Raw genomic sequence first — 20,936 nt, forward strand, 5'->3', positions numbered from 1 at the left:
CCTATCCGCATTTGAATGCCGGAACAGGAGATGTTCATGAACATCAGGGCACATATCGACACACGGTCGGGAAGCGCCAGCGGCTCGCCGAAGATGTCGACGGGGCGCGATACGAGGCTGGATGTTCTAAGGGCTTTGGCTCTGATCACGATCTTCATCAACCATGTTCCCGGTCAGTTCTTCGAGCATCTGACGACGAAGAATTTCGGCTTCTCCGATGGCGCCGAAGCCTTCGTGCTGATCTCCGGCATCTCGGTCGGCCTCGCCTATGGCACGCGCTTCAAGCCCGGCAATCGGCTCCTGACAGCCTGGAAGGCGGTCAAGCGCGCCTTCACGCTCTATACGGCGCATATGATCACCACCTTCATCACACTGGTGCTGTTCATCTCCGGCGCCTGGATCTTCCGCCAGGTGGGCCTGCTCTGCGAGGTGAACATCCTCGCGGTGCTGATGAATCCGGCGCGTGGCATTCAAGCCCTGCTGCTGCTCGGCCATCAGATCGGCTATAACAATATCCTGCCGATGTATGGGGCGCTGTTCCTGATGCTGCCGCTGATGCTGGTGGTGGAGGCGAGAAGCCCGCTGTTTCTGCTGCTGGCTTCCGCTGGCGTCTGGCTGCTGGCCGGCATCTATCAGATCGCGCCGCATACGACGCTGCTCGACGGCTTCTGGTTCCTGAACCCGCTTTCCTGGCAGTTCCTGTTCGTCATCGGCTTCGTTGCCGTCATGCATGTGAAACGCGGTGGTCGGATTGCCTATAACCCGATCCTGTTCGCGCTGTCGCTCGCCTATGTCATGCTGTCCTTCATCTGGGTCACCGACAAGCTCTGGGTGCTAGGCGACCAGTTGGCCGCGCTCGGTCTGCCCCCGGTCATCACCGGTTTCGACAAGACGTTCCTGTCGCTGCCGCGACTGCTGCATGTGCTGGCGCTCGCCTATCTCATCATCTGCATACCATCGGTCTCGCGTGCACTGCGCCGGCCGGCCGACCATCCGCTAGCGATCCTCGGGCGGCATTCCCTCAGCATCTTCGTTGCCGGCACCATCCTCGCCATGGCGGGGCAGGTCATTCTCTATGTTACCGAGAAGGATCCGGCCGTCGGCGCCGCCTATGTCGTCGTCGGCATTGTCCTGCAGTTTGCCTATGCCTATTATCTGGAGCACAAGCGGCTGGATACCGCCAGCAATCGTCCCACCAAGACGGCAGCGGCTGCGCTGCCTTTGCCGTTGCGGATCGAGCAGCGTCGATAATCCGCTTGGTGCCTTCAGTGCCGCAATGGGCAACAGATTAATTCCCAAAGAAAATCCATTCACGACACTTTCGTGAACGATATGTGACGTGATGTTTCTGCAACGCGGCGGCGTTTCGGTACGAAGCTGCGAAAATTCCATTGTTCAAAATCTTGTTGTGCAAAACTTAAGCGCCTACATCGACGCCGTGGCGGTGCTCGGGGAGTAACGCCATCCCGGCGCCACACGCGCCCGAATGGGTGTGTGACGCAATCGTGGGGATCGTCAAAACGGGAATGGGGTAGGGAACGTCGAATTTTCGGCGCGATGACTCAAGCCCAATCGCTACTGGATTGGAGTGATCTATGAATATCAGAAGTCTTCTTCTCGGTTCCGCTGCCGCCCTGGTCGCCGTCTCGGGAGCGCAGGCGGCTGACGCCATCGTGGCCGCCGAGCCGGAACCGCTGGAATATGTCCGCATTTGCGATGCTTTTGGCGCGGGATATTTCTTCATTCCCGGCACAGAAACCTGTTTGAAGGTCGGCGGCAAGGTCCGTACCGAGGGTTATTGGAAGGATCCGAGGAACGCGGCAAGCAACATCGGCACGCAATGGCATACCCGCGCGGAGCTTTCCTTCGATACAGCGACCGATACGGAATATGGTCCGCTCAAGACCAACACCGTTTACCGGTGGGATTGGCAGGATGGCGGCACGACCAACGCCCGGCTGTTGTTTGCCAATATCAGCCTCGGTGGCTTCACCGTCGGCAAGCTCGACTCCCAATATACGATGTACATGGGCTACACGACCAGTCTCATAAACGACGAGGTGGTCTATGAAGGTCCGAAGGAGCTGAACCAGCTCACCTACAAATATGATTCCGGCAACGGCTTTACCGCGCTGGTGTCGCTGGAAGATTCCAATTCCTCGGCAAATAGCTCTTCCTATCGCGGCGCATGGCAGACCGGAAAGTCTGATCACTACGCTCCGGACGTCGTGGCTGGTGCCGGCTATAAGGGCAGCATGTTCCAGTTCAGGATCGTCGGCGGCTATGATTCCGTCGTCGAGGAGGGTGCCATCAAGGCGCGTATCGATGGTGACTTCGGTGCATTCAAGCCGTTCTTCATGGGTGGCTGGAATACGGATGGCGACAAGCTGAACAAATATGCCGGATCCTTCCTCAACACCAATGCGGCGGCTTGCCCGAAGAATGGCGCGGACTGCGGATGGGGTGACTGGGCCTTCTGGACCGGCTTCAGCTACACTTTCACACCGAAGCTGCAGAACACCACGATGGTCGCCTATACCGACAGCGGCATTCTGCAGGCGACGACGAACCTGGCCTGGCGTCCGGTCAAGGATCTGGTCGTCACGCCGGAACTTACCTACATGCGTTACGATGCTGCCAATACCGACCAGTGGACAGGCGCTCTGCGTTTCGAGCGCAAGTTCTAATCTGATCCTGGGCGTCAGGCCGTTCCTACCCGGCTTGATGCCAAATCATAACCGGTTTGACGTCCGTCATAACTCCGCTGACGTCATGACCGATTTGACCTCCGATCAGAGAAGGAGAAAGGTCCGGTTTTCCCTGCCGGGCCTTTCTTGTGTTTCCCAGAGGCTTTTGCCAGTGCGAATGCACTCGCGCAAAAAAAACCGGGGGAGCATTGCTCCCCCGGCTTCGACTTTGGGCCCCATGCGAATGATCAGGCGGCTTCGTGTTCCGTGGTATGTGCCTTGCGGACTTCCTCGTCCGTCAGGATACCGCTGGCGCGCAGCAGGGCGGCAAAGCGGCCGTTGCTCTGGCTGAGCGCGCTGAAGCTGCCATTCTCGATAACGCGTCCGTTTTCGAGGAAGAGGACGATATCGGCCTCGCGAACCGTCGACAGGCGGTGGGCGATGATGAATGTCGTGCGGTTCTGCCGCAGATTGTCGATCGCCGCCTTGACCCTGTTCTCCGTCTCCACGTCGAGCGCGCTGGTCGCCTCGTCGAGCACGAGGATCGGCGCGTCCTTGAGGATGGCGCGGGCAATGGCAATACGTTGGCGTTCGCCACCGGAGAGCTTGTTGCCGCGTTCGCCGACACGGGTTTCGTAGCCGCTTTCACGCGTCTCGATGAAGTCGTTGGCGGCGGCCGCTTCGGCAGCGCGCATCATCTCTTCTTCGGTCGCACCCTCGCGGCCGAGACGGATGTTGTCGCTGATCGAACGGTTCAGCAGGCCGGCATCCTGGAAGACGGTGGCGATGTAGCGGCGCAGCGACTTGCGTGTCACCTTGGTAATGTCGTTGCCGTCGACGAGGATCTGGCCACCCTGCGGATCGTAGACACGCTGCAGGAGGTTGACCAGCGTCGTCTTGCCGGCGCCGGTCGGGCCGACGATAGCGACGGTCTGGCCGGCCTTCACCGTGAAGTTGATGTTGTGCAGGCCCTGGGCGCTGTTGCCGAAGCCGAAGGAAACGTTGCGGAACTCGACTTCACCCTTGACGTCCTTGATCTCGGCAAGGCCAGCCGGCTCTTCACGGTCGCGGACGGAATCTTCCAGCGTATAGAAGTCCACCAGCTTGGCGCGGGCTTCGAAGATCTGGTTGGCGAAGTTGCGCAGCAGTTCCAGGCGACCGATCAGTACGTTGGCGAAGGCGATGAAAGTGATCAGCGCGCCGATGCTGAGGCTGCCGCCCTGGACAAGTACGGTGCCGATCATGAGGATCGCCATCATCGCAATGGTCGAGGCGGTGCGGTTCAGCGCGCCGGCCAGCGCCCACCAGTCGAGGACCGGATACTGAGCGGCAAGCAGGCGTTCGGTGAAGGACTTCAGCGCCTTGGTTTCGGCTTCGATGCGGTTGTAGCTGTGCAGCACCGAGACGTTGCTGATCGAGTCGCTGACATGCGAGAAGACGGTGTTGTAATGGCTTTCGACCGAGGTCTGGCCGTCCTTGGTACGGTTCATGACCACACTGCCGATGATCCAGTAGAAGATACCGAGCAGAACGAGGACGGCGGACAGGCGCAAGTCCATGGCCATGGCGGTCGGGATCATCACGACGAGGGCGACGGCCGTCGTCAGGTGATTGCGCATGAATTCGAGCCACAGGCCGAACAGGGCTTCACAGGCACGCAGCAGCGTGTTCAACGCACTGGCCGTGCCGCGCTGGCTGTGCCAGGACAGGGGCATGGAGATGATGCGGCTGAAGGCTTCCGTCAGCAGCGATGCGCGACGGCCATGGGCGAGGCGGTCCGCCTCGCGGGAAACGATGATGAAGGCGACCGCGCTGAAGACGGCAAAGCCGGCCCACAGCATCATGGTCGGCGTCACGGGCTCTTTCTTGCCGATGGCGTCGAAGATGCGGCCGAACAGAACCGGCTCATAGATCGTGGTCATCGCCAACGCGATGTTGGCGACAACGACCATCCACACGCGGTAACGATACGCGCCAAGATACTTCAGGGCTCTTGCATAGACTTTGAAAAGAGACACGTCTGGCAACCTCTGTGCATCAGCAATTTCGGAATGTTGGCGACACTACAGATTGCTACCTGAACCGGCGATTAACGGAATCCGGCGCTGCTTTTTCAGAGGAAATTTCATGGGTTACGCGCCTGGTCGCCAGGACAGCCCTTCGGCCACTTGAGAAGTATGAGGATTCAGGAATACTTTCTTACATTAGCATTGTCGCGCGGCGAAGCGATTGCTATGCGAAGTTGAATTCTGAATTTCTCGCCACAGACGTTCAAATTTATTTCGATCCGAGTATGTTTGCCCGCCATCCGCCGTGCCGGAGGCGGTGCGGATATCGGTGGGGCGTCCGTCGACGAGGAACCAGGCTTTTCGGGCCAGGGGGTATGTGTGAATATTCATTCGTTAATGCAATTGCTTGTGGTCGTTGAAGAATGCAATCAGCCCAAGAATGTCGTGACGGAACTCGAGTCGGTGCTGCGCTCCTATAAGTTCGATTTCTATGGTCTGCTGAGGCATCCGCGGCCGGCGGTCGACATTGTCAGCGTCATGCTTGCGGGTCGTTGGCCAGACAAATGGCCGCTTACCTATGTCGCCCGGAAATATGTGCTGGTCGATCCGACCATGCGCTATCTCGGCCAGGCGCAGCGGCCTTTCCGTTGGCGCGACGCGATGGCGGCGCTGAAGGGTGATCCGCTCCGCCGCCGTATGGAGCAGATGATGGCCGATGCCCGAGCCAACGGGCTCGTCGACGGCTATATCTTTCCCATTTTCGGGCGCAGCGGCCTGCTCGGCACGATGACGATCGGCGGCAATTCGGTCGATCTGTCGCCCGCCGAACTTTCGCTGTTCGACGCCGTTGCCAAGAAAGTCTTCTGGCGGCTTCTGGAGTTGCGTGACGAGGCACGGCCGCTTGAGGAAGCCCCCGCGATCGAGGCCAAGCTGACCAGGCGCGAGATCGAGGTGCTCAATCATCTGGCGGAAGGTATGACCTCGATGGATATCAGCCGCACGCTCAAGATCTCCAATCACACCGTCGATTGGTATATGAATAGCATCCAGGACAAGCTGAACGCCCGGAACCGCCAGCATATCGTCGCAATCGCCTTCAGAAACGGACTTGTTCCATAGCCGCAACTATTTTGATTTCTGACGCTACGGGAAATTGAACTTCCCGTGACAAGAAGTTAAGAATTCTCTTCGCGGGTGCAGCATTGCCCGTTTCGATGCCGTGAGGAGACTGCATTGCCCATATCCAAGATCCTGGTTGCCAACCGTTCCGAGATTGCCATTCGCGTATTTCGCGCTGCCAATGAGCTCGGGATTAAAACAGTCGCCATCTGGGCCGAGGAAGACAAACTGGCATTGCACCGCTTCAAGGCGGACGAGAGCTATCAGGTCGGCCGCGGCCCGCATCTTTCCCGCGACCTCGGGCCGATCGAAAGCTATCTGTCGATCGACGAGATCATCCGTGTCGCCAAGCTGTCCGGTGCCGACGCCATTCATCCGGGCTACGGCCTCCTGTCGGAAAGCCCCGAGTTCGTTGACGCCTGCGATGCCGCCGGCATTATCTTCATCGGCCCGCGCGCAGATACGATGCGCCAGCTTGGCAACAAGGTCGCGGCCCGCAACCTGGCGATCTCGGTTGGCGTGCCGGTCGTGCCTGCCACCGAACCGCTGCCCGACGATATGAAGCTCGTGGCGAAGATGGCCGAGGAGATCGGCTATCCGGTAATGCTCAAGGCCTCCTGGGGCGGCGGCGGTCGCGGCATGCGTGCCATCCGTGATCCCAAGGATCTCGCCAAGGAAGTGACGGAAGCCAAGCGTGAGGCGATGGCCGCTTTCGGCAAGGACGAGGTCTATCTGGAAAAGCTGGTCGAGCGTGCGCGCCACGTCGAAAGCCAGGTTCTCGGCGACACCCATGGCAATGTCGTGCACCTGTTCGAGCGCGACTGTTCGGTCCAGCGTCGCAACCAGAAGGTCGTCGAGCGCGCGCCTGCACCTTATCTCACGGACGCGCAGCGCCAGGAACTGGCCGCCTATTCGCTGAAGATCGCCGGTGCGACCGGTTATGTCGGCGCCGGCACGGTCGAATATCTGATGGATGCCGATACCGGCAAATTCTACTTCATCGAAGTCAATCCGCGCATCCAGGTCGAGCATACGGTGACCGAAGTTGTCACCGGTATCGACATCGTCAAGGCGCAGATCCACATCCTCGACGGTTTTGCCATCGGCACGCCGGAATCGGGCGTGCCGAAGCAGGCGGATATCCGCCTCAATGGCCATGCCCTGCAGTGCCGCGTCACCACCGAGGATCCGGAACATAACTTCATTCCCGATTACGGCCGCATCACCGCCTATCGCTCGGCTGCCGGCTTCGGCATTCGTCTGGATGGCGGTACCGCCTATTCGGGCGCGATCATCACCCGCTTCTATGATCCGCTGCTGGTCAAGGTGACCGCTTGGGCCTCGACGCCGGACGAGACGATTGCCCGCATGGACCGGGCGCTGCGCGAATTCCGTATTCGCGGCGTGGCGACCAACCTCACCTTCCTCGAAGCGATCATCACCCACCCAAAATTCCGCGATAACAGCTATACGACGCGCTTCATCGATACGACGCCGGAGCTGTTCCAGCAGGTCAAGCGCCAGGACCGCGCCACCAAGCTGCTCACCTATCTGGCCGACGTCACCGTCAACGGCCATCCGGAAGCCCGTGGCCGGCCCGCGCCGTCGCCGAAGGCCTCGGAGCCTATTCTGCCCTATATTGACGGCAAAGTTCCCGACGGCAGCAAGCAGCGGCTCGACCAGCTCGGTCCGCAGAAGTTCGCCGAATGGATGCGCAATGAGAAGCGCGTGCTTCTGACCGACACGACGATGCGCGACGGCCATCAATCGCTGCTCGCCACCCGCATGCGGACCTTCGATATCGCCCAGGTCGCCGGGACCTATGCCCGCGCTCTGCCGCAACTGCTGTCGCTGGAATGCTGGGGCGGCGCCACCTTCGACGTCTCCATGCGCTTCCTCACCGAAGATCCGTGGGAGCGCCTGTCGCTGATCCGCGAGGGCGCGCCGAACCTGCTTCTGCAGATGCTTTTGCGTGGTGCCAACGGCGTCGGCTACACCAACTATCCCGACAATGTCGTCAAATACTTTGTCCGCCAAGCCGCCAAGGGCGGTATCGATCTCTTCCGCGTCTTCGACTGCCTGAACTGGGTCGAGAACATGCGCGTGTCGATGGATGCCATCATCGAGGAGAACAAGCTCTGCGAGGCGGCGATCTGCTATACCGGCGATATTCTGAACTCCGCCCGTCCGAAGTATGATCTGAAGTACTATACCGATCTCGCCGTCGAACTGGAAAAGGCCGGTGCCCATATCATCGCGCTGAAGGACATGGCCGGGCTTCTGAAGCCTGCCGCTGCCAAGGTGCTGTTCAAGGCGTTGCGCGAGGCGACCAGCCTGCCGATCCACTTCCACACGCATGATACCTCGGGCATTGCCGCCGCCACGGTGCTGGCGGCCGTGGACGCGGGCGTCGATGCGGTCGATGCGGCGATGGATGCGCTTTCCGGCAATACCTCGCAGCCCTGCCTCGGCTCGATCGTCGAAGCTTTGAAGGGCACTGAGCGCGATCCGGGCCTCGATCCTGAATGGATCCGCCGGGTCTCCTTCTACTGGGAAGCGGTACGCCATCAGTACGCGGCCTTCGAGAGCGATCTCAAGGGGCCGGCCTCGGAAGTCTATCTGCATGAAATGCCAGGCGGCCAGTTCACCAACCTCAAGGAACAGGCGCGCTCGCTCGGTCTCGAGACCCGCTGGCATCAGGTGGCGCAGGCTTATGCCGACGCCAACCAGATGTTTGGCGATATCGTCAAGGTCACCCCCTCTTCCAAGGTGGTCGGCGACATGGCGCTGATGATGGTCTCCCAGGATCTGACGGTTGCCGACGTGGTCAATCCCGACCGCGAAGTGTCCTTCCCGGAATCGGTGGTCTCGATGCTGAAGGGCGATCTCGGCCAGCCGCCGGGCGGATGGCCGGTGGCCTTGCAGAAGAAGGCGCTGAAGGGTGAGGCACCCTATACGGTGCGCCCGGGTTCGCTGTTGGCCGAGGCCGATCTCGATGCCGAGCGCAAGGTCATCGAGACCAAGCTGGAGCGCAAGGTCGATGACTTCGAATTCGCTTCCTACCTGATGTATCCGAAGGTCTTCACCGACTATGCGCTGGCCGCCGATACCTACGGCCCGGTCTCGGTGCTGCCGACGCCTGCTTATTTCTACGGCTTGAAGGAAGGCGGCGAGCTCTTTGCGGAGATCGAGAAGGGCAAGACGCTGGTGGTCGTCAACCAGGCGATGACGGCGACCGATGAAAAGGGCATGGTGACGGTGTTCTTTGAGCTCAACGGCCAGCCGCGTCGCATCAAGGTGCCGGACCGTGCCCATGGCGCCTCGGGCAGTGCCGTGCGCCGCAAGGCGGAGCCCGGCAATGCCGCGCATGTCGGCGCGCCGATGCCGGGCGTCATCTCCCGCGTCTTCGTCACCCCCGGTCAGGCCATCAAGGCTGGCGACGTGCTCGTCTCCATCGAAGCGATGAAGATGGAAACGGCACTGCATGCGGAGAAGGACGGCACCATAACCGAAGTCCTCGTGCTTGCCGGCGACCAGATCGACGCAAAGGACTTGCTGGTCGTCTACGGGGCTTGATCGTCCGTCACAAGACAAAGGAAAGGGATGGCTCTCGGGCCGGCCTTTTCCTGAACCTGGCCTTCAAGGCGAGATCGCATCAATGACAGACAGTCTCCGGCATTTCGGGCAGTATGACGTTATCCTTTTGCGCGACGGTGTCTTCGAAGCGCCAGCGCAGGTGCTGATCCATGCGGATGGCAGTCCGGCCCGGCAGCGTGCGATCGAAGCGTTGGGCAAGCCGATGCTTCAGGTGGATGTAAACTGTTTTGCCCTGCGCAGCGCCGACGGCATCATTCTGGTGGATGCCGGTACCGGGACTGCGTGGGGACCAAAATACGGCCATGCGCGGTCGGCGTTGCAGGAGGCCGGCATTACGCCGGACCAGATACGGCTGATATTGCTGACCCATATCCATGGCGATCATGCACTCGGCCTGTTCGACGGAGACGCTTCGTATTTCCCGAATGCCGAAATAGTCGTGCCGGCCAGGGATTTTGCCTTTTTCACCGATCCGGCCGTTCGAGAGGCAACACCTGAGGCGCGCCGCGGTGGCTTCAAGGTGGCTGAGCAACTCGTCCGCGTCTATGGGTCCCGAGTCCGGCAGCTTCCTGATGGCCCGGTGCTCGCCGGCATAGAGGCCCGCCCTCTGCCGGGTCACACTCCCGGCCACACCGGCTATCTGGTGCGCGGCGGGGACAAGGATCTTCTGATCTGGGGCGACACCTTGCATCTGGAAGACCTTCAACCCGGCGATCCGAAGATCGGCCTGATTTACGATATCGACCCCGAGATGGCGGTACAAACGCGTCAGGCTACGCTGGAACACGCCGTCCGCGAAGGCTGGATTGTCGCCGGCGGCCATATCACCGGCTTCGGCCGCGTGGAACGGGCCTCAGAGGGCTATCGGATCGTGCCGGTGTGAAACCCGGCCAATTTGCTCCTATCCCGTCGCCATGCCTGTTGCAGAAGATCCGATTGATTTGTGCGTGTGGACGATGAAGCCCAAATCGACCATGCCGAGATGACATTGTTGCTTCATCGTCACACTATCTCTCAAAGTTCAGTGGGAGCGCGAACTGAAAATCTGAAGTATGCGTAAATCACTTTATAGACGACAATCCCGAATCTATGAGTTTATTCGCGGGATGCAGGAATCTGCCTCTGGCAAATAGGCGGAAGAACCCAGATCGTCGAATTTATTTTTCGCTTTATTAAGCGTAATTATGCGTAACGGATGCGGATTCGTCGACGGGACGACGATGTTTTCTCACTCCGCTTGAATAGAACGCTTTGCGGTTTTACAAATCTCTTACCTCTCGGATGCATATTGATCCCGGCTTCTGTTGCACACCACGCTTTCGTATCGAGTCCGCCGTCCTTTTTCTGCGGATCATCCAGATTGCGAGTGGAACTAGCCTCTAACCAACGGCCCGACGATTAACCGATCAACTATCAAGAGCATTCTAGAGCGTATGGCTAACGAGCGCGAAGAGTTATCTGAAATTTCCAAGGACGCGAACAGCTCGATCTTGTTGAAGAACGTTGCCTTGGCAATCTTCCATCAGGATGACTTCCGTTTCATTGCGGCAGCGTGAGCGGGGTTTGAGCTTGTCTAGCACGACTACGAAGACTCCACAGATGTTCCTTGTGGCCGTTTTATCCTCCTTGAAGAAAGCCTTTCTCGGGATCGGTGCGACCAGCGCGCTTGTCAACGTTCTCGCCTTGACCGGCTCCTTCTTCATGCTGCAGGTCTACGATCGCGTCATTCCAGGCCACAGTCTGCCTACGCTGGTTGGTCTGGGCATCATAACGGCCACACTTTACGCGTTTCAGGGAATCCTCGAGCTCGTCCGTTCGATGCTTTTGGTGCGCGTCGGCCTATCGGTGGATGAGCGCTTTGGAACAGCTGTCTACGATTCCCTCGTCTTATTTCCGTCGCGCATGCAGGTGCCCGGAAATGGTCTTCAGTCGGTGCACGACCTGGATACTGTACGAATGTTTCTTTCGGGGCCGGGGCCAACTGCTTTGTTCGATATTCCCTGGATGGCGTTTTATCTCGGTTTATGCTTCCTGTTTCATGTGTGGATCGGTATGACGGCCTTGGCCGGAGCCCTAATGCTCATCGGTCTGACGATCTTGGCCGAACTGAAGTCACGTCAGCCGGCTAAGGAGGCCGCGAAAATCGCTTCCGAGCGAATGGCTCTTGCGGAAGCAACGCGTCGCAATTCAGAAGCCGTGCTTGCGATGGGTTTTGGCCATCTGCTTGGTAGGCAGTGGAGCGAAATCAATCGCCGCTATCTCAGTAACCATCTGCGTGCGTCAAACGTAACAGGCATACTCGGGACAATTTCCAAGATCTTGCGAATGGTACTGCAGTCAGCGGTGCTTGCTGTTGGGGCCATACTTGTCATCCGCCAAGAGGCCTCGGGCGGCATTATGATAGCAAGTTCCATCCTTGTTAGTCGGGCGTTGGCGCCGGTCGAACTGGCGATCGGCCAATGGAAGGGTTTCGCCGCAGCGCGTGATAGCTGGTCACGGCTGATGAAGCTCGCGCAACTGATGCAGGCTGATGAAAAAGAAGTTTCCCTTCCCAGGCCCGAAAGCGCCCTGAAAGCTGAAAACCTGCATCTCGCGGCGCCGGGCTTAAAGCTCGCGATTGTGCGCGGCGTTTCCTTTGAGCTTCGGGCAGGAGAAGCCGTCGGTGTCATCGGTCCAAGCGCATCAGGTAAATCCTCACTCGCGCGGGGCCTCGTCGGGATTTGGCCGCCGATTTCAGGCGCGGTCCGCCTGGATGGGGCATCTCTGTCACAATGGGATCTGCGAGCGCTTGGCCAACACATTGGATATTTGCCGCAGGATGTTTCGTTGTTTGGTGGATCTATCGCCGAAAACATAGCCCGTTTCGATCCGGATGCGCCGTCAGAAAAAATCATTGCTGCTGCGAAGGCGGCTGGTGTCTACGACATGATTGTGCAGTTCCCCGAAGGCTTCGACACGAAGATCGGCGAACAAGGATCGGCGCTGTCGGGCGGACAGCGGCAGCGTATCGCGCTGGCACGTGCGCTCTATGGCGAGCCGTTCCTGATCGTTCTCGATGAGCCTAACTCAAACCTCGACGCGGAGGGGGAGGCGGCGTTGTCACGTGCGATACTGGATGTGAAGGCGCGTGGCGGCATTGCTATCATTATCGCTCATCGCCCAAGTGCACTTGGTGTTGTCGACAAGGTTCTTGTCCTGGCGAATGGTCAGATGCAGGCATTTGGGCCGAAGGATGAAGTCCTCAGGAAGACGACGCAGCCAGCGCCGTCCGGGCTGCAGCCTGTTCGACTAATGATCGCCGGCGAGGAGAGGACGCAATGAAGGATGATCACGCGCCGCTTGCCGAGCACGCCATCCGTCGCCTGACGTTCGTCGCGATCACCGCAATTATCTTTCTCGTTGGGGTCCTGGGAGGTCTAGCTGCTACCATTCGCCTTCAGGGCGCTGTCATTGCCGCCGGCACGTTGGTCGTCGACAGCTACGTTAAACCCGTTCAGCACCAAAAGGGCGGAACTGTCGGTCAAGTGTTCGTCAAGAACGGGGATCGTGTCGAACCTGGCCAAATACTCATACATCTCGATGACACCCAAGCGCGTGCTAATCTTGCGATCGTTTCGAAGCGTCTGAAGGAACTTGCCGCGCGGACCGCACGGCTTTCAGCCGAACGAGATTCTAAAGAGGATATCACCTTTCCTGAGGGCCTTTTAAAGGAGCGGGAGATTGTCGAAGTGGCAGCGATGCTCGATGGTGAGCAGCGGCTGTTTCATGATCGGCGGTCTTCCAAGATGGGGCGCAAAGCGCAGTTGGCCGAGCGGGTGCGCCAGCTTTCGAAGGAGGCGGAGGGGCTGAGCGCCCAACAGGACGGCAAACGGCAAGCGATTGCCATTATCAACAAGGAACTCACCAGCCTGCAACCGTTGCTCGATCAGGGCATTATCCCGGCGACCCGAGTCTATAACTTACAGCGCGATGCAGCAGACCTCACCGGTGAGCTCGGCAGTCTGATCGCCTCCGCGGCCCAAACCAACGGCAAGATCGCTGAAACCCAGCTGCAGATCATTCAGGTTGATGACGATCAAAGAACCGAGGTATCGGACCAACTGCGCCAGGCCGAAAGCGAAATCGGTGAATATTCCGAGCGTTTCGTTGCTGCTGAGGACGAGTTGAGACACATCGATATCCGCGCACCACAGGCAGGCATCGTTCATCAACTGGCCGTGCATGCATCAGGGGCAGTCGTTACGCCCAGTGAAGCGATCATGCAAATTGTGCCTGACAACGATGTGCTGACACCGGAACTCAAGCTGTCGCCGCAGGATATCGATCAGGTGGTTGTAGGGCAGGACGTAACGCTTCGATTTTCTGCGTTCAATCAGCGCACTACACCGGAATTGAGTGGCCGCATTACGAGGATTGCAGCCGATCTCACCACTGATCAGCGCACCGGGCAAGGCTATTATAGCCTCAGGGTCGCCGTCTCGGCGACCGAATGGGCTCGGTTGGGCAATCTAGCACCGGTGGTCGGGATGCCGGTGGAGGCGTTCATTCAGACGGGTGAGCGTACTGCACTGGCATATTTGGCAAAGCCGTTGACGGACCAAATGGCTCGGGCGTTTAGAGAAGAGTGACGATGTCGAATGTGGCTTGTTCTCAAGATTCCGGTCCAGAACTGGCAGTAATTCGCCGGTGTTGCGCAGCGTCGATCGCTCTCATCCTCACATGGTGGTGAAAGATGTTAACGGAAAATGCTACTCCTACTTGCAGATCACTTACTTGCCGTTTAAGCATCTCGATGAACGGCGGCTATTAAATTCACGGGACGTTAGGGGACGTTTTGAATGCTTACTTCGTATTTTCCGGTTCCGTGGCCTAGCACTTCGAATGATGTTGATGGCCTGATCTACGGTCGGTATTGGGCGTCCTCCGCGCTGGATTTTTCGTTTACCACCAGCGGTGCGCAATATGGTAGTTACAGCGGGGAGCAGCTGACGTTCCAGCCCCTCAATGCAACCATGCAGGCAGCAGTGCACTCGGCCTTGGCGCAGTACAGTTCGATCTCGAATCTCACTTTCATGGAAGAAACGTCGGTTCCGGGAAACGCTACATTGCGTTTTGGCATGTCGGACGAGGCGCAGAACTCCGCTTATACCTATTTCCCTTCGGAAAGTGCTCAGGGTGGCGATGTCTGGTTCGGTACACAGAGCGGCCTAAGTGCCATGACCAATCCGGTCAAGGGCAATTATGCGTGGATATCCACGCTGCATGAAATTGGGCATGCACTTGGCCTCAAGCATCCGCACGATTTTTTAAGTACTAACTTCGTGACAACGAGCCTTGCGCACGACAGCATGGAATTTACGGTCATGAGCTATCGCTCCTATACAGGAGCGTCTTTGTATGCCGGCTATACAAATGAAGACTTCGGCTTTGCACAATCGCTGATGATGTACGATATCGCGGCGATCCAAAAACTGTATGGAGCTGATTTTTCTGCGCACGCTGGCAATACCACCTACACCTTTTCTTCCACGACTGGCGAGATGTTCATCGACGGAGTCGGGCAGGGAAAGCCTGGAGACAACCGTGTCTTCCTCACCGTGTGGGATGGTGGCGGTGTCGATACCTATGATTTCTCGAACTATATCTCGGCTCAATCCATAAATTTGGCACCCGGCGGCTGGTCCGCGATGTCGAGATCACAGCTCGCTTATCTTGGTGACGGCCACTTTGCGCATGGAAACGTCTACAATGCCCTCCAGTATAATGGCGACAATCGCTCGTTGATCGAAAATGCGATCGGTGGATCCGGCAGCGACACGATTATCGGCAATGCTGCCAACAATTCGCTAACGGGGGGAGGTGGAAACGATTGGCTCAGCGGAGGCGCGGGTGTCGACACGGCGGTGTTCAACTTCAGCCTGAAGCAAGCAACGGTCGATTATGGTAATCGCGCGATGCTGCTTAACGGTAGCGAAGGTCATGACAGCTTGGTCTGGATTGAGAAGCTGCAGTTTTCCGACAGGACAATCGTTCAAGATGACGGCTCCGCCCTGGTCGATGATATGTTTTACTATACTCACAACCATGACGTTTTTGACGCGGGTGCTGACGCGGATCAGCATTACTCAAACGTCGGATGGCGTGAGGGCCTTGATCCGAACAAATTCTTTGATACTTCCGAATATCTGGCGAAGTATCATGATGTCGCGGCTGCCGGCATTAATCCGCTTCAGCACTACGACCAGTTCGGCTGGAAGGAGGGACGAGATCCATCGAGCCTCTTCCATACGTCGGAATATCTACGGCTCAATCCAGACGTTGCTGCGGCCAAGATCGATCCACTTGAGCACTATCTGAAGTTTGGTATCTACGAGGGTCGCAATGTTAATGCCAAAGACCTGTTGATCGACGACACGTTCTATTTCAAGAACAATCCAGATGTGGAAACAGCCCATGCGGATCCCGAGCAGCACTACAATCAATTCGGCTGGCATGAAGGGCGTGACCCCAACCCGTTTTTTGATACATCGGGATATCTCGCAGCGTACCACGATGTGGCTGCTGCTGGCGTCAATCCGTTCACCCACTATCTGCAGTACGGCTGGCATGAAGGACGCGACCCCTCCCGCAACTTCGATGCGGCGGGCTATTTGAAACTCAATCCAGACGTTGCTGCTGCCGGAATTAATCCTCTTGAGCATTATCTGGAGTTTGGGGTTTTCGAAGGCAGAACCTATGTGAGTGACGGTACGTTCGCGTAGCCGTGAGCATGGATGAACGGATCCGTGTACCGTCCATTTGGATGTGCGATGGCTGACTATTTCATAGTCGCCGGCGTGCTGTCGGAACGGCTAAGCGATTTCCTTGACGCCTTCCATGGTTGAAAGCGCAATGGCGCATAGCAGGAGGCGTCTAGCTGAAAATCCGGACCGACTACAACGGCACCTCGGGTCTATATGAGGGACTTCTGGTAGGGATCAACGGACAGATCGCCCAAAAGACTTTAGTTTCGATGTATGGGAAAAGGATGGAACGCCGCGAAAGGAGCCGTTTTAGCTCCGAGCGATCGAGGAGACGACTCGCCAAGCCTCCGGCCTCTCTTCACGTTGTTCACTCAGAGAGGAAGCCCCGCTCTCATATGTCGTAGCTGTGCCCAGCATTTAGCGTCGAGATGAACTGTTTCGTCCGCTCCTGCTGAGGGGCGCCGAAGATGGTGCGGGAGGGGCCGGTTTCGACGATGTTGCCGGCTTCGAGGAAAACGACACTGGTGGCGATCTTCGAGGCGAGGCGCAGATCATGCGTCGCCATCACCATGGTCGTGCCTTCATTGGCGAGCTTGCCGAGAACATCGACGACTTCGGCGGCCAGTTCCGGATCGAGCGCCGAGGTCGGCTCGTCGCAAAGGAGGACGCGGGGCGAGGGGGCGAGCGCGCGGGCGATCGCCACACGCTGCTGCTGCCCGCCGGAGAGCGTCGAGGGCCAGGCGTCGATCTTGTGCGCCATGCCGACCTTGGTCAGAAGCTCGACGGCGCGGGCGCGGGCCTTGTCGGCCGGCCAGCGCAGCACGGTAGTCAGGCCCTCCATGACGTTTTCGATAGCGGTCCTGTGCGGAAAGAGCTGGAAATTCTGGAAGACCATGCCGGTCTGGCGGCGAATCTTCTGGATGTCCTGCCAGGCGGTCTTCTTGCCCGGCTGGAAGGTGGTGCTCACTTCGCCGATGCGGATGGTGCCGGCCGTGGGGATTTCCAGAAGGTTGATGCAGCGCAAAAGCGTGCTCTTGCCGCCGCCGGAAGGGCCGACCAGCGCCGTCACCGTACCTTCCGGAATGGTCAGGCTGATATCCTTCAAGATGACACTGTCGCCGAAGCGCTTTTCGATATGTGATAGCTCGATCATGTCCGCGCCTCCAGCGTGCCGCCGGAGCGGGCGAAACGGCGTTCGAGGTAGCCCTGCAGCGTCGAGAGGAAGGTGCTGAGCACGAGATAGATGATGGCGGCCTCGATATAGAGGATCAGCGGCTCATAGGTGGTCGCGACGATGCGCTGCGCGGCCTGGAACAGCTCCGGTACGGTAATCGCGGCGGCAAGCGAGGTGTCCTTGACCAGCGAGATGAAGGTGTTCGACAGCGGCGGCACGGCGACGCGGGCCGCCTGCGGCAGGATGGTGCGGCTCATCGCCTGGCGCCAGTTCATGCCGATGGAATAAGCCGCTTCCCACTGGCCTTTCGGCACGGAGGAGATGACGGCGCGGATGATCTCGGACGAATAGGCGCCGACATTCAGCGTGAAGCCGATGATGGCGGCCGGAAAGGCGTCAAGCAGGATGCCCATGCTCGGCAGGCCGTAGAAAATGACGAAAAGCTGCACCAAAAGCGGCGTGCCGCGGATCACCCAGACATAGAAGCGCGCGACGGCGACGAGCGGCTTTGGGCCGAACAGCCGTGTGACGGCGGTGACGAGGCCGAGCAGCAGGCCGAGAACGAAGGTGATCAGAGTGAGCGGGATGGTGAAGACGAGCCCCGCCCAAAGCAGCGTGCCCAGCGACTCCCACATCAATTGCAACCAGTGCTCCACGGAGAAGCGACCTTTCCATAACAGAATGCGTCCGGGGATGGCCCCGGACGCATCTTTTTCACAATTTGGCGTTTCTGCCTATTCCCACTTACTTTGAAACGTCCTGGCCGAAGTATTTGTCGGAGATCTTGGCGTAGGTGCCGTCAGCCTTGATGTCGGCCAGCGCCTTGTTGATGGCGGCCTGCAGTTCCGGCTCGCCCTTGCGGATGATGGCGGCGGAAAAATCGGCATTGGCCTGCTGGGCGACGATCTTCACCGGCGCGTCGGGCTTGTGCTTCTTGAAATCGAGGAAGGACAGGCTGTCGTTGATCGTGGCGTCGGCGCGGCCGGTGAGTACGAGCTGGATCGACTGGTCGAAACCATCGGTGCCGACGAGCTCGGCGCCGGACGTTTGAGCGAGCTTGCCGAAATTGCTGGTCAGCGACTGTGCGGACTTCTTGCCCTTGAGATCGGCGAAATCCTTGATGTCGGTGTTGCTTTCCTTGACGATCAGCACGGCCTTGGAGGCGATGTAGGGATCGGAGAAGTCATATTTCTGCTTGCGGGCGTCGGTGACGCCGACTTCGTTGATGACGGTGTCGTAGCGCTTGGCGTCGAGGCCGGCGATCAGGCCGTCCCACTTGCCTTCCAGGAACTCGGCCTTGACGCCGAGCTTGGAAGCGATGGCTTCGGCGATCTCGACATCGAAGCCGACAAGCTTGCCGCTTGCATCATGAAAGGTGAAGGGCGCATAGGTGCCTTCCGTGCCAACCTTCAGCACGCCGGCGTCCTGGATCGCCTTGAGATTGTCGCCAGCATGGGCGGGCAAAAGGAAAGCGGCCTGCACGAGGGCAGCGGCGGCAACGGTCTTCAACCAGTTCATCGTTTTCTTCCGTTTCTGGAACATGTTGCAATCAATGTTGCATACATCGCAGAAAAAATGGACCGGGGAAGCGTAGAAAACTGCGAAAGAAATCGGCAATTGCGAATATTTTTCTCAAGAGATGGTGGTTTAGACAGCTTTGCCGAGCATACCGCACCTGCGGGCTAGCCAGACGGCCATAGTCCAGCGGTTGCGACCCCCCTATTCTGCGACATCGCCGGTCAGAGCCTTGATCGCACTCAGCTCTCCGGGGCTATAGGCAGGTCTTCCTCGCGAACCTGGAGGATACGGTCGATAAGGCCCCATTCCAGAGCTTGTTCCGCGGTCATGAAATGGTCGCGGTCCATCGCGCGCTCGAACTCCTCATAGGTGCGTCCACAATGTTCGGCATAGAGTCGCGTCATGCGGTGCTTGGTCCGCTCCATTTCCGCAGCATGGATCAGCATATCCGAAGCCTGCCCTTGGAAGCCACCTAACGGCTGATGGATATGGATGCTGGAGTTGGGTAGTGCGGATCGCTCACCGGCTTGGCCGGCCATCAGAAGGAACGACCCCATCGAACGGGCGGTCCCCATGCAGAGTGTGTGCACCGGCGCGCGGATGTAGCGCATGGTGTCATACATGGCGAGGCCGCTGGTCACGACGCCGCCCGGCGAATTGATGTAGAGACTGATCGGTTTCCTGGAGTTTTCCGCTTCAAGAAACAGCAATTGCGCGCAGACCAGGGCGGAAACGGTATCGTTCACTTCGCCATTGAGAAAAATGATCCTCTCACGCAGGAGGCGGGAATAGATGTCGAAAGATCGCTCTCCTCTGCTGGATTGCTCTATGACCATAGGGACGAGTTGCATCGCTTCGCTCATCGGCGAACTCCAATCTTCCAGGATTTGCGGGGGAGTCTCGTTGCGTCAGGCAGCGAGCATGAGAGGCGGGCTGTTGTTGTTTCCGGCGGCCCTCGTCATCCGGTCGAACCTCATGTCAGTCAGTTCGTGGATGATCCGCAGGCTGGTTCCCCCGGTCGCGTTCGGGGTAATCCTGAATGTCACGGTGCTTTCGAGGAATGGCGGTGCGTGGTCGCGCATCCTGTAGCGAACCTCCTCGCCGGGCGTGACAAAGGTCGCTTCGGGATCCGCCAACGCTTCCTTCGGCAACCAGTTTTCGCGAAACTCCGGAATGCTGATTGCGCGCCAGACCTTTTGTGGGGGCTCATCGAGCTCATACTCAAGCGCGATCCCGGTTTTCGGCTCCTTGGTCTTTTCGTCGTTCATTGGTCCATATCCTTCAGCAATAGCTTGAGAGCGTCGATGCGCGCGGGCCAATAGGCGCGATATTTTGCCAACCATTGGGCGATGAGAGCCAGCCCATCCGGATCAACCTCATAATTCACGAAGCGCCCCTGTCGTTCTTCCTTGATAAGCCCGGCGCTGCGAAGAGCCGAGAGGTGCTGGGACATTGCCGGCTGGCTGATCTCCATGCCCTCGCGCAGGGCGCTGGCGTTCGTGCTGCCTGCCGCCAGCTTTTCAAAGATTGCGCGTCGGGTCGGGTCGGCCAAGGCGCGGAATATGTCGTTCTCTATCATGCCAACACATAAGCACGCACTTATGCGATTCGCAAGACTTTTCTCTCTTTGCACAAACGTTCAAGAACGATCCAAGGCTGCGGTTCATAACCCCCTTTCCTGTATTCGAAAGGGAAGACCATGACAGACGCAACCGCAGCATCGACCAGGCAGCCCATCAACTTCCAGGAAAAGCTTGGAAAGCTTCAGGGGTTCTGGCAACCCCGTGTCATCGCCGAGATGAACGACTATCAGTTCAAGCTCGTCCGCATCGAGGGGGATTTCATCTGGCACGATCATCCAGAGACCGACGAGACCTTCATCGTTCTGGAGGGGCAGCTGCGGATCGATTTTCGCGATGGTGCCGTCCATGTCGGACCCGGCGAGATGTTCGTCGTCCCGAAGGGCATGGAGCACAAGCCTTTCGCCGAGAAGGAAGTCCGGATGATGCTGATCGAACCGCGTGGCACCTTGAACACCGGCCATGAGGGCGGCGACAGGACAGCGCAGAACGATCTCTGGATATAGAAG

Annotated in this window: 16 protein-coding genes; 9 read left to right on the top strand and 7 right to left on the bottom strand. The window is 58.5% G+C overall.

Annotated features, from left to right (window positions below):
• Positions 1-93: 93 nt before the first annotated feature.
• Positions 94-1,251, top strand: a complete 1,158-nt coding sequence (locus tag RRH01S_RS09625) for an OpgC family protein (RefSeq protein WP_042471781.1) — start codon at positions 94-96, stop codon at positions 1,249-1,251.
• A gap of 344 nt (positions 1,252-1,595) precedes the next feature.
• Positions 1,596-2,687: a porin gene (locus RRH01S_RS09630; protein WP_042471301.1), complete on the top strand. Its 1,092-nt coding sequence runs from the start codon at positions 1,596-1,598 to the stop codon at positions 2,685-2,687.
• Between the two features lie 248 nt (positions 2,688-2,935).
• Here RRH01S_RS09630 and RRH01S_RS09635 read toward each other — a convergent pair whose 3' ends face one another.
• On the bottom strand, positions 2,936-4,705 hold the full coding sequence (locus tag RRH01S_RS09635; protein ID WP_007692358.1) for a glucan ABC transporter ATP-binding protein/ permease: 1,770 nt from the start codon (positions 4,703-4,705) through the stop codon (positions 2,936-2,938).
• A 369-nt stretch (positions 4,706-5,074) separates the two neighbouring features.
• Between RRH01S_RS09635 and RRH01S_RS09640 the strand changes: the two genes are divergently transcribed.
• The 6 genes from RRH01S_RS09640 (at position 5,075) to RRH01S_RS09665 (ending at position 16,173) form a co-directional block, all read left to right on the top strand.
• Positions 5,075-5,815, top strand: a complete 741-nt coding sequence (locus RRH01S_RS09640) for a helix-turn-helix transcriptional regulator (RefSeq protein ID WP_007692356.1) — start codon at positions 5,075-5,077, stop codon at positions 5,813-5,815.
• A gap of 114 nt (positions 5,816-5,929) precedes the next feature.
• On the top strand, positions 5,930-9,391 hold the full coding sequence (pyc, locus tag RRH01S_RS09645) for a pyruvate carboxylase (protein ID WP_007692354.1): 3,462 nt from the start codon (positions 5,930-5,932) through the stop codon (positions 9,389-9,391).
• Positions 9,392-9,473: 82 nt separating this feature from the next.
• The gene (gene aidB, locus RRH01S_RS09650) at positions 9,474-10,295 is read left to right on the top strand and encodes an AidB family quorum-quenching N-acyl homoserine lactonase (RefSeq protein ID WP_042471305.1); all 822 of its coding nucleotides are present in this window, start codon (positions 9,474-9,476) and stop codon (positions 10,293-10,295) included.
• 716 nt (positions 10,296-11,011) lie between these two features.
• A complete protein-coding gene (locus tag RRH01S_RS09655; RefSeq protein ID WP_080705423.1) occupies positions 11,012-12,733 on the top strand; it encodes a type I secretion system permease/ATPase in 1,722 nt (573 codons plus the stop codon).
• Positions 12,730-14,040: an HlyD family type I secretion periplasmic adaptor subunit gene (locus tag RRH01S_RS09660; protein ID WP_012652882.1), complete on the top strand. Its 1,311-nt coding sequence runs from the start codon at positions 12,730-12,732 to the stop codon at positions 14,038-14,040. The genes RRH01S_RS09655 and RRH01S_RS09660 overlap by 4 nt, the downstream gene beginning before the upstream one ends.
• A gap of 210 nt (positions 14,041-14,250) precedes the next feature.
• Positions 14,251-16,173 (top strand): M10 family metallopeptidase, encoded by a 1,923-nt coding sequence (locus RRH01S_RS09665; protein ID WP_042471310.1) that lies wholly within the window; start codon positions 14,251-14,253, stop codon positions 16,171-16,173.
• Between the two features lie 373 nt (positions 16,174-16,546).
• Here the strand turns inward: RRH01S_RS09665 and RRH01S_RS09670 are convergent, their stop codons facing one another.
• The 6 genes from RRH01S_RS09670 to RRH01S_RS09695 form a co-directional block, all read right to left on the bottom strand.
• Positions 16,547-17,308, bottom strand: coding sequence for an amino acid ABC transporter ATP-binding protein (locus RRH01S_RS09670; RefSeq protein ID WP_034522044.1), 762 nt, complete (start codon positions 17,306-17,308; stop codon positions 16,547-16,549).
• Positions 17,305-17,985, bottom strand: a complete 681-nt coding sequence (locus RRH01S_RS09675) for an amino acid ABC transporter permease (protein WP_042471312.1) — start codon at positions 17,983-17,985, stop codon at positions 17,305-17,307. Before RRH01S_RS09675 ends, RRH01S_RS09670 begins: the two co-directional genes overlap by 4 nt.
• 88 nt (positions 17,986-18,073) lie before the next feature.
• Positions 18,074-18,847, bottom strand: coding sequence for an amino acid ABC transporter substrate-binding protein (locus RRH01S_RS09680; protein ID WP_042471315.1), 774 nt, complete (start codon positions 18,845-18,847; stop codon positions 18,074-18,076).
• 239 nt (positions 18,848-19,086) lie between these two features.
• The gene (locus RRH01S_RS09685) at positions 19,087-19,710 is read right to left on the bottom strand and encodes an ATP-dependent Clp protease proteolytic subunit (protein ID WP_007692338.1); all 624 of its coding nucleotides are present in this window, start codon (positions 19,708-19,710) and stop codon (positions 19,087-19,089) included.
• A 45-nt stretch (positions 19,711-19,755) separates the two neighbouring features.
• Positions 19,756-20,115 (bottom strand): SRPBCC family protein, encoded by a 360-nt coding sequence (locus tag RRH01S_RS09690; RefSeq protein ID WP_037219180.1) that lies wholly within the window; start codon positions 20,113-20,115, stop codon positions 19,756-19,758.
• Positions 20,112-20,426 (bottom strand): ArsR/SmtB family transcription factor, encoded by a 315-nt coding sequence (locus RRH01S_RS09695; protein WP_007692334.1) that lies wholly within the window; start codon positions 20,424-20,426, stop codon positions 20,112-20,114. The genes RRH01S_RS09690 and RRH01S_RS09695 overlap by 4 nt, the downstream gene beginning before the upstream one ends.
• Positions 20,427-20,546: 120 nt before the next feature.
• Between RRH01S_RS09695 and RRH01S_RS09700 the strand changes: the two genes are divergently transcribed.
• The gene (locus tag RRH01S_RS09700; protein ID WP_042471320.1) at positions 20,547-20,933 is read left to right on the top strand and encodes a cupin domain-containing protein; all 387 of its coding nucleotides are present in this window, start codon (positions 20,547-20,549) and stop codon (positions 20,931-20,933) included.
• The last annotated feature ends 3 nt before the right edge of the window (positions 20,934-20,936 follow it).

It is taken from the genome of Rhizobium rhizogenes NBRC 13257, assembly GCF_000696095.1.
Classification (GTDB): Bacteria; Pseudomonadota; Alphaproteobacteria; order Rhizobiales; family Rhizobiaceae; genus Rhizobium; species Rhizobium rhizogenes.

Excerpts from the sequence above, each read along its gene's own strand:
- RRH01S_RS09625 (WP_042471781.1), top strand. The coding sequence starts at position 94 with ATGTCGACGGGGCGCGATACGAGGCTGGATGTTCTAAGGGCTTTGGCT.
- RRH01S_RS09630 (WP_042471301.1), top strand. The coding sequence starts at position 1,596 with ATGAATATCAGAAGTCTTCTTCTCGGTTCCGCTGCCGCCCTGGTCGCC.
- aidB (WP_042471305.1), top strand. The coding sequence starts at position 9,474 with ATGACAGACAGTCTCCGGCATTTCGGGCAGTATGACGTTATCCTTTTG.
- RRH01S_RS09655 (WP_080705423.1), top strand. The coding sequence starts at position 11,012 with ATGTTCCTTGTGGCCGTTTTATCCTCCTTGAAGAAAGCCTTTCTCGGG.
- RRH01S_RS09660 (WP_012652882.1), top strand. The coding sequence starts at position 12,730 with ATGAAGGATGATCACGCGCCGCTTGCCGAGCACGCCATCCGTCGCCTG.
- RRH01S_RS09665 (WP_042471310.1), top strand. The coding sequence starts at position 14,251 with ATGCTTACTTCGTATTTTCCGGTTCCGTGGCCTAGCACTTCGAATGAT.
- RRH01S_RS09670 (WP_034522044.1), bottom strand. The coding sequence starts at position 17,308 with ATGATCGAGCTATCACATATCGAAAAGCGCTTCGGCGACAGTGTCATC.
- RRH01S_RS09680 (WP_042471315.1), bottom strand. The coding sequence starts at position 18,847 with ATGAACTGGTTGAAGACCGTTGCCGCCGCTGCCCTCGTGCAGGCCGCT.
- RRH01S_RS09685 (WP_007692338.1), bottom strand. The coding sequence starts at position 19,710 with ATGAGCGAAGCGATGCAACTCGTCCCTATGGTCATAGAGCAATCCAGC.
- RRH01S_RS09690 (WP_037219180.1), bottom strand. The coding sequence starts at position 20,115 with ATGAACGACGAAAAGACCAAGGAGCCGAAAACCGGGATCGCGCTTGAG.
- RRH01S_RS09695 (WP_007692334.1), bottom strand. The coding sequence starts at position 20,426 with ATGATAGAGAACGACATATTCCGCGCCTTGGCCGACCCGACCCGACGC.
- RRH01S_RS09700 (WP_042471320.1), top strand. The coding sequence starts at position 20,547 with ATGACAGACGCAACCGCAGCATCGACCAGGCAGCCCATCAACTTCCAG.